Raw genomic sequence first — 7,433 nt, 5'->3', positions numbered from 1 at the left:
CAGGGCTGAATACGGCAACGTAGATCTGGTCTTTTTGTATCAGGATGTCCTGCTGACTGTTGGCCGTGTCAAAGTCATTGATGGTCATTGCCTCTCTACCATTGTTGCCAAAAGAGGCGACGGGGGTTAGTTGTTGACTGTCGTACTGTCTGATAAACAGAGGATAGGGCACATCGTCATCACTTTTGCCTGTTACATAGAGGCGTTCGCCATCTGGGGAGAGCTTTAGATTGAGTCCTTGTTGCTCATCATATTGGCCAAAGTTTGCAGAATACTTTTCAGAAAAAAAGAATTTTCGTTGGTGATAGCGGCCAACAAATAAGTTGTTATTGATTTTCCCTGTTAAATACATGGCACCCTGATGATGAGCAATATCATTAATTTGAATATTCTCTGGAAATACGTTTTTAATGACACTGAATCGTGCCCGGTATCTTTGGATATCACTCAACGGGAACTCGAACAGCGTCGCTTTTCCTGACTTTGACATTGCAACAATATTGAGGGAAGAGCCGAGCTGAGAGCCTTCGGTTTCGTAAACAACCTGCCCTGTCAGAGACTGGTAAGAAGCCAGCATTCCGGAGTGTTTGGTAGAGGTTGTATAGGTCACAATGCCGCACAGACCAAATTGTTTATCCAGTTCACGGCCTTTGTAGCGAGCCAGAATAATTTCTTTAGAAAACGATTCAGGTTGAATGACGACGTATACCTGCTGGTTTGCCGGGTCATACGCTTGAAACAGGGGCGTGCCTTCTGGTGGCGGGCAGTTAGCTGGCAGGCTGGGCGAATGGGTTTCATAGGGCTGCATAGCTGACGGAGTTTTATCCTCGCTGCAATCAAACCCCCCTTTTGTGCAGTCAATCCCAGCCAGTAATGTTTGTGGTTTGGAGAAAACGTTTAGAAACGGTAAAGAGCCATCCCGACTGTTCCAGACAGTACGATCAAAAGAGGTGGCATTTGAAGCACCACCGGGATCCGCAAACTCATTCAGGGCCGACGGGAACTGATTGTTTGTCTGTTTGGTACCATTTATTCGGGCAAGTTCACGGTAGGGAGTATTAATGCCCTTGAGCATCGGCAGCTGTGATGCATCACCGGCATTCCAGAGCGTGCTGTCTAACAGGGTTACGTTTGATTTGAGGGTACTTTTCGATAGTCTTATGATACCTATATTACGCCCACTACCTCTCTCACTGGTCCATTGATACTTTGTGAAAGTATCCAGGTTATGCTCAATGGCACCTGCCTTCCAAACTCTGCCAGCTACCCCGCTTACGTAGCAGTGGCTGTCCCGGGCTTCAACCGAACCTGTATTGACATTGTTGTACACTGAGGTTGAAAGAGTGGCAGCTCCGGTAATAGCCCCTAAGTGACCGCCAGCATCTTTCGTCATGATTGCTCCGACATTCAGGTTGTCCCGAATGCCTGAACCTTCAGCTTCTCCGGTAATCCCTCCGGCAGATGACTGAAAGTCGTGAGTAGTGACCGTTCCGGCATTAACATTTTGAACAACAGTAGTGTTGACTACATCCCCTGCTATTCCTCCTCCATAGGTACGCCAATCCCTTGTAAAAATGCTACCCGTATTGAGATTTTTGCTGACCAGGCTTTGCCTGGAGGCATGCCCCACTATTCCGCCACTGCTTCCACCTAGCCTACAGAAGGCTCTGGAGTAATCCGAGGCAATTTTTCCGGTGTTGAGGTTATATAATGCCTTCGCAGCTTCTGCTTTTCCTACAACGCCCCCGGAATATTCGGTAAAGCCAACATTAACTTCACCGGTATTAAGATTGTTGTTAGCAATGCTGTCGCTTTTCAGGGTTCCGACGATGCCACCGGCGGGCGAGGAATGTAAATTTCTGGAGACTATTTTTCCTGTATTCAGATCATTTGACAGGGAAGATATCTGATCGCCCAATCCTGCAATGCCGCCTGTGCTGGCGGATCCGGTTGTGAAAACGGTGCCGGTGTTCACACTATCATGTATGACGCTATCAGAAACACTGCCCGCTATACCTCCGGCATGACTGCGAAAACCGGTTGTTTTGATGGTTCCGGCATAATTGACCACCTCTTCAATCCTGCTGCGTTTTAACATGCCCACAAGTGCACCGGCCGGGCTTGTATTTCCGTAGCTGGTGACTTTTGGCTGTTTAAACAGGATCTGCCTGATAGTGCTGTTCTGTAAGGACCCGAACAGGCCTGAGGGAGTATTATCTGATAACGTTGAAACTTCGAGGCCGGAAATAACGTGGCCGTTGCCAAGCAGAATGACAGAGAACGGATTGGAGGTATTGCCGACGGGTTTCCAGGGAATGAATCGGCTCAGTTCAATATCACTCATTAACCGATAGCGACCTTCCACCGGATGGTCGGCATTCAGATATTGATTGAAATTATTATTATCTAACCCAATAGTACTGGCCCAATTGTTCCAGTTTGGAAAACATACGACAAGTGACAGTATCAATGCAGGTGGCTTTTTGTTGATAATCAGGCTTTGCCGATTTTGGTCTTTTATCAGGTTTTTATTCATTGAGGCATTACTGCAAATGATAATAAATACTCGTATTACCATCCGTATGTATAGACCACAATGAGTCATCATGCAGATGACCGTTGAAAAACTTCAATCCGAGCCTTCAGTAACAGCAAAGATTGCCAGAAAAAGCCAGCCCAGCATTAATGAGACGCCACCCAGAGGAGTGATCGCACCCAACCAGCTGATTTCTGTGAGGGCAAGAATATAAAGACTGCCGGAAAAGAGGATGATACCTGCCAGAAAGAGTCTGGCGCACCATTTCAGTTTTCCGGAATCTTTGAAGTGGATGGCTAGAACGGCTACCAGAATCAGAGCCAGACTGTGGTAGAACTGGTAATCAGTCGCTGTTGCCCATACTTCTATATAACGTTCGGAAAGTTGCGTTTTCAGGGCATGAGCACCAAATGCGCCCAGAGCCACAGAGATTAGACCGCAGAGGGCGCCGGACAACAGGTAGCGTCGAGTCATTTTTTGTCCGTAACTTTTGAAGGCAACAGATCAACAACACTGCCCGCTGCGAGTCTCAATCCTTCCTGAAAGTACAGAGAGCTTTTTTCATGATCATCCATGTGAGCCAAAAGACGTCCCAGCTCGTTATAGGTATCGATCCGTTTACTCAGTCTCAGGCTGGCTTCAAAGTACTCCCTGGCTTTACCCCAGAGTTCATTACGGAGAGACAGGCGACCCAGAGTGAGTAGAAGATCGGCGTCGTTGGGTCTTTCATTGAGCATGGTTTCGGCAAAATGCAGCTGCTTACTCACATCCTTGCCCTTGATTTTTCCATAAAGCAGAGCCATGTCACCGCTGTAGTGTTTCTTCAGATTGTCCCTAAGCAGAACTTCTGCTTTCTCTTCTGCTCCCAGATCCGTCAGGCACTTTCCATACCGGTAAATCATGGCGGAATTATGCTTCTGGTTGGACGACAGACTGTTCCAGATTTGGGTTGCAGGTTTTATTTTCTGATCCAAAGAGGTAAAACTTCGTCCATTATTAAAGGCCTGATTGAATAGAGCTTCAAAGCACTGAAGCTCAATGGTCCGATACTCTTCATCGGAAACGACTTTTTGCTTTTTCAGCTTGGGTAAAAGAGCCGCGAGAGATTGCCAGTCATTGAGGCGGGTATAGGTCTGTTTCAGCATTTTCAGAACATAGGCATGTCGTGGGACTTGCTTGTGCAGCTTGGTCAGGGTGGCCAGTGCCTGCTCCAGTTGACCTGATGAGAGCTGAAGCTGAGCTTGGGTAATGCCAATAGCCAACTCTGCACCGGGCTCCTTGTGATCGGCCTGACGGAGGTATTCGGCAGAGGCTTCAAGGTCACCGTTTTCATGAGCTGCACGAGCTGCGGCAAGATAATTCAGTAAAGGTGAGGAGCCATAGTCAGCAGCCTGCGAAAGCAGTCGCTCAGCTTTCTTCCAATGCCCCTGAGTGAACTCGACAAAGCCCCGGGTTGTCAGTTTACGGGCTCGTCTTTCTTTGGCACTGGACGTCATTGGATAGATAAAACCTGTGACGTCGAAAATGAGCCTCAGGATGATCCAGACCAGCCAGAATGCACCTATGGCAAGCCCAATCAACAGAAAAAGTCCCCACAATGTGCTTTCGAACGTTGTCTTGTTGTACGAGATAAGCACATAGCCGCTGTCATGGATCATGACGTTTGCCAAGCCAAAAGTAATGCCCAGAATCGCCAGGAAGATGATAAAACCCTTCATGTTTCTGGCTCCTCTGAAGAGTCAGCAGGTGCTTGCGGGGGCTGAGAATATTCTGACTGGTTTTCAGTGGCTGTCTGATCAATCCCTTCAGGTGTTTTTTCGATTGAGCTGTTCTGAACAGTCTGTGCACTCTCTGAGGATTCAGTTTGCCCCGAGGTGTTTTTTTCATTCTGCGGGGTCTCAGTTATCAGGCTGGATTTCAGCAAGTTCAAAGCACGGCTGATATTGACGGTGACAGGTTTTACGGTGACTTTGTCCAGAGCCTTCAGCTCGTCCAGCATTGCGGTGGCCTGAGCCCCTGACAGCGAGAAGTATTTTTCTATCCAGTCTGAAGCCTGTTGCAGACTACTGTTGTAGATCGCCTGCTCTCTGGAGAGAACTGACAACTTGGCCTGTTCCAGCATTAGCTGAAGGTTTTGGCGAATCAAAATATTCTCTTCGGGTGACAACAGTGACGTGATTTTTTGATCACGATCCGGGGTGAATCTGAACAGCCGGACAAAGCTCTCCCGGGTATTGTTCAGCATTGAGAGGGCGACAGTCTGCCAGTCGGTGGTCTCTGAAGATGGAGTAGATGGAGCGCCTGTGGATGGCGTCTCAGAGGGCTTTGATACCGAGATTGAAGCTGATTTCAGGGGCTCTTTTTCCATCAGGGGCAGTTCGTCAATCTGCTGGGTGAGCGCTTCAAGCTTCAGGTAAAGACCTTCCTGATCAAAATCCGGGAGGCTGTTAAGAGAAGCAATATCTTCTGCCAGAGCTTCCCTCACGGGATACAAATTGTAGTTGTCCAGCTCAAGCAGCATTTGATCAGCACTGTTAAGGAGAGCCTTGGCTGAGTGGGTATCAGATGTCATGAGCAGGCGCTGATTGGCCAGTCTGAGCAGGTATTCTACTTCTGCCAGCTTCCAGCCATCCTGACTGTTGCCGGTGAGTTCCTGAAGGCTTCTGGTCAGACTGTCGGTGCGCTTCAGCAGGCGTTCACTTTGACTTTGCTGTTCGTCGAGTCCGGTTTTGATGGGCGTGAGTTCACCGTTTATTTCAGTGAGTCTGGCCTGAACCCGTGCAATCTGGGTTTGTTGCTGTTCCTGTCCTGCTATCAGAGCGGGTTGCTGCTGCTCCCATTGCATGAACCGCCAGCCAATACTGCCACTTAAACCCAGTGCAATAACCGCAATCAGCAAGGCCAGGATAGATAGTTTACCTCCTGGTTTTGATGCTGATTGTTGAGGCTGTTTTCCGGAGCCTGTCGATGTCGACTTGCTAACCTGTTTTTTTGAAGGCTCTCCAGACCTGGCCCGATGTGTCGGTTCAGCTTGCTCGAGTTTTCTGGCGTTCTGATCTTTCTTGCTCACGTTAACCCTTCGCTGTTAATCAGGTTCAGTACCGAGACCATGGCGTGATTGTTGGCACCCTGAGCGGTATAAACCCGTTTGAATGCTTGAGCCTCTGGCATTCTGGCAATTCTTTCGCTGGGAACCACCAGACAGCACTCCTGACTTAAAGCAGGAGAAAGGTAGTCTGTGGTATTGGCCAGAATCTCACCACTGCTGGTCAGTATGACATTAATAGCATGATCTTTGATCAGTCTGTTCAGATAATCTTTCGGGTAGTCCGGCTTCTGGCGTTCATAAACTTCCAGGCAATCCACCCGGGCTCCCCGATTACTGAGGGTAGTCTCCAGCGGCTCTCTGCCGCCTTTGCCTTTCAGAATGAGTATCTTTTCTCCGCTGACCTGCTGAAGACTCTCCAGTTGCAGCAGGGCTTCGCTGTCTCCGGGCTTTTGTCGTACTTCCGGGCAGGCGGCCTCAATGTTGTTGCTATTTAGCCATTGTCGTGTTTTTGGGCCGACGGCATACCAGTCGATCTTCAGGGGCATTTGTGGCCAGTAATTCTCTATGTGCTCCAGGCCCAGTCTGGCGGCATTCTGGCTGATGGCAATGATTTTACCGTATTGATCCAGCTGTAATATTCGGTCTCGCAGTGCCTGACTCTCTGCCACCGGCTGAATATGGATCATCGGCAAAGACCATGCCATGGCCCCCTGATTCTGAATCATGGCAACCAGTGGTTCAGCCTGCTCCCTGGGGCGAGTGACCAATGCTCTGATCTCACGATTGTTTATCATGACATGGCTCACATTAATGCAGCAACTCTGCGAGAATGCGGTCTGCACCTTGCTCCAGCAAGGATTCTGCCAGCTGGACACCGCCTTTCTCCCCATCGGAAGGTGCACAATAGACTTCTGCGCTCAATATGACTTTGCCGTCCGGCTGACCCACCAGACCCCGGATGAAGAGCTGATCGTTGATGAGTTCAGAATAGCAACCAATAGGTACCTGACAGCCGCCATTTAATTTTCGGTTCATGGCTCTTTCCGCAAGCACTCGTGTGGCTGTTTCTTCATGATGCAGTGGGGCCAGAAAGTGTTTCACCGCTTCATCGTTTGAACGAATCTCAATACCCACTGCACCCTGGCCTGCCGCTGGCAGACTCAGTTCAGGGGGAAGCGCCGTTTTGATCCGGTCTTCCATTCCCAGTCTGATTAACCCCGCTGCCGCAAGAATAATGGCGTCATACTGACCATCGTCGAGCTTGCTCAGGCGTGTGTTGACGTTGCCTCGCAGGAATTCAATCTTCAGATCCGGTCTTTTTGCCAGAATCTGGCATTGGCGGCGCAGACTGGATGTGCCCACGATTGCGCCTTCAGGCAGCTCGTCCAGCTGGTTATAAGTGTTGGAAACAAACGCATCCAGTGGGTTTTCGCGAGGACAGATAGCGCCCAGTCCAAGCCCTTCCGGAAGCTCCATAGGAACATCTTTCATGGAGTGCACGGCGATATCGGCCCTGTTCTCCAGCATAGCTGTTTCCAATTCTTTTACAAACAGGCCTTTGCCACCGACTTTGGCCAGTGGTGCATCCAGAATTCGATCACCCTTGCTGGTCATTTTGACCAACTCCACCCGGATACCCGGATGAAAGTGCTCCAGACGCTCTTTGACGTATTCAGCCTGCCAGAGGGCCAGGGCGCTTTTTCTTGTAGCGATGCGGATGGTTTTCATGAAGAGACTTTCAATCAATAAAAAGGACAACGATGGCTGAATGGCGCTGTAAAGCCTGCGGAATGGTCTACTCGGTAACGGGTTAAGGCCAGTATACAGATTCACTCATCATTGAAGAGA

At 49.3% G+C, this 7,433-nt stretch carries 6 protein-coding genes; all 6 read right to left on the bottom strand.

The window, feature by feature from the left end; all coding sequences use genetic code 11:
• A partial coding sequence (locus KDK17_RS13875) for a hypothetical protein (protein WP_257288300.1) occupies window positions 1-2,536 on the bottom strand: 2,536 nt, incomplete at its 3' end.
• Window positions 2,537-2,629: 93 nt separating this feature from the next.
• On the bottom strand, window positions 2,630-3,010 hold the full coding sequence (locus KDK17_RS13870) for a DUF423 domain-containing protein (RefSeq protein ID WP_257255027.1): 381 nt from the start codon (window positions 3,008-3,010) through the stop codon (window positions 2,630-2,632).
• Window positions 3,007-4,254: a heme biosynthesis HemY N-terminal domain-containing protein gene (locus KDK17_RS13865; protein ID WP_257255028.1), complete on the bottom strand. Its 1,248-nt coding sequence runs from the start codon at window positions 4,252-4,254 to the stop codon at window positions 3,007-3,009. Before KDK17_RS13865 ends, KDK17_RS13870 begins: the two co-directional genes overlap by 4 nt.
• Complete coding sequence (locus tag KDK17_RS13860) at window positions 4,251-5,606, bottom strand: uroporphyrinogen-III C-methyltransferase (RefSeq protein WP_257276336.1); 1,356 nt, start codon at window positions 5,604-5,606, stop codon at window positions 4,251-4,253. Before KDK17_RS13860 ends, KDK17_RS13865 begins: the two co-directional genes overlap by 4 nt.
• Entirely contained in the window at window positions 5,603-6,379 is a 777-nt protein-coding gene (locus KDK17_RS13855) for a uroporphyrinogen-III synthase (RefSeq protein WP_257288299.1), read from the bottom strand. Before KDK17_RS13855 ends, KDK17_RS13860 begins: the two co-directional genes overlap by 4 nt.
• 13 nt (window positions 6,380-6,392) lie before the next feature.
• Window positions 6,393-7,313, bottom strand: a complete 921-nt coding sequence (gene hemC, locus KDK17_RS13850) for a hydroxymethylbilane synthase (RefSeq protein ID WP_257255031.1) — start codon at window positions 7,311-7,313, stop codon at window positions 6,393-6,395.
• Window positions 7,314-7,433: the final 120 nt, after the last annotated feature.

This window comes from Endozoicomonas sp. SESOKO2 (assembly GCF_024606245.1).
GTDB lineage: Bacteria > Pseudomonadota > Gammaproteobacteria > Pseudomonadales > Endozoicomonadaceae > Endozoicomonas_A.
Note: the sequence above shows the minus strand (reverse complement) of the source record. Positions and strands in the feature narration are given on the sequence as shown.

Bases quoted from the DNA above. Each gene is read 5' to 3' on its own strand.
- KDK17_RS13865 (WP_257255028.1), bottom strand. From the start codon at position 4,254: ATGAAGGGTTTTATCATCTTCCTGGCGATTCTGGGCATTACTTTTGGC.
- KDK17_RS13855 (WP_257288299.1), bottom strand. From the start codon at position 6,379: ATGATAAACAATCGTGAGATCAGAGCATTGGTCACTCGCCCCAGGGAG.
- hemC (WP_257255031.1), bottom strand. From the start codon at position 7,313: ATGAAAACCATCCGCATCGCTACAAGAAAAAGCGCCCTGGCCCTCTGG.
- KDK17_RS13870 (WP_257255027.1), bottom strand. From the start codon at position 3,010: ATGACTCGACGCTACCTGTTGTCCGGCGCCCTCTGCGGTCTAATCTCT.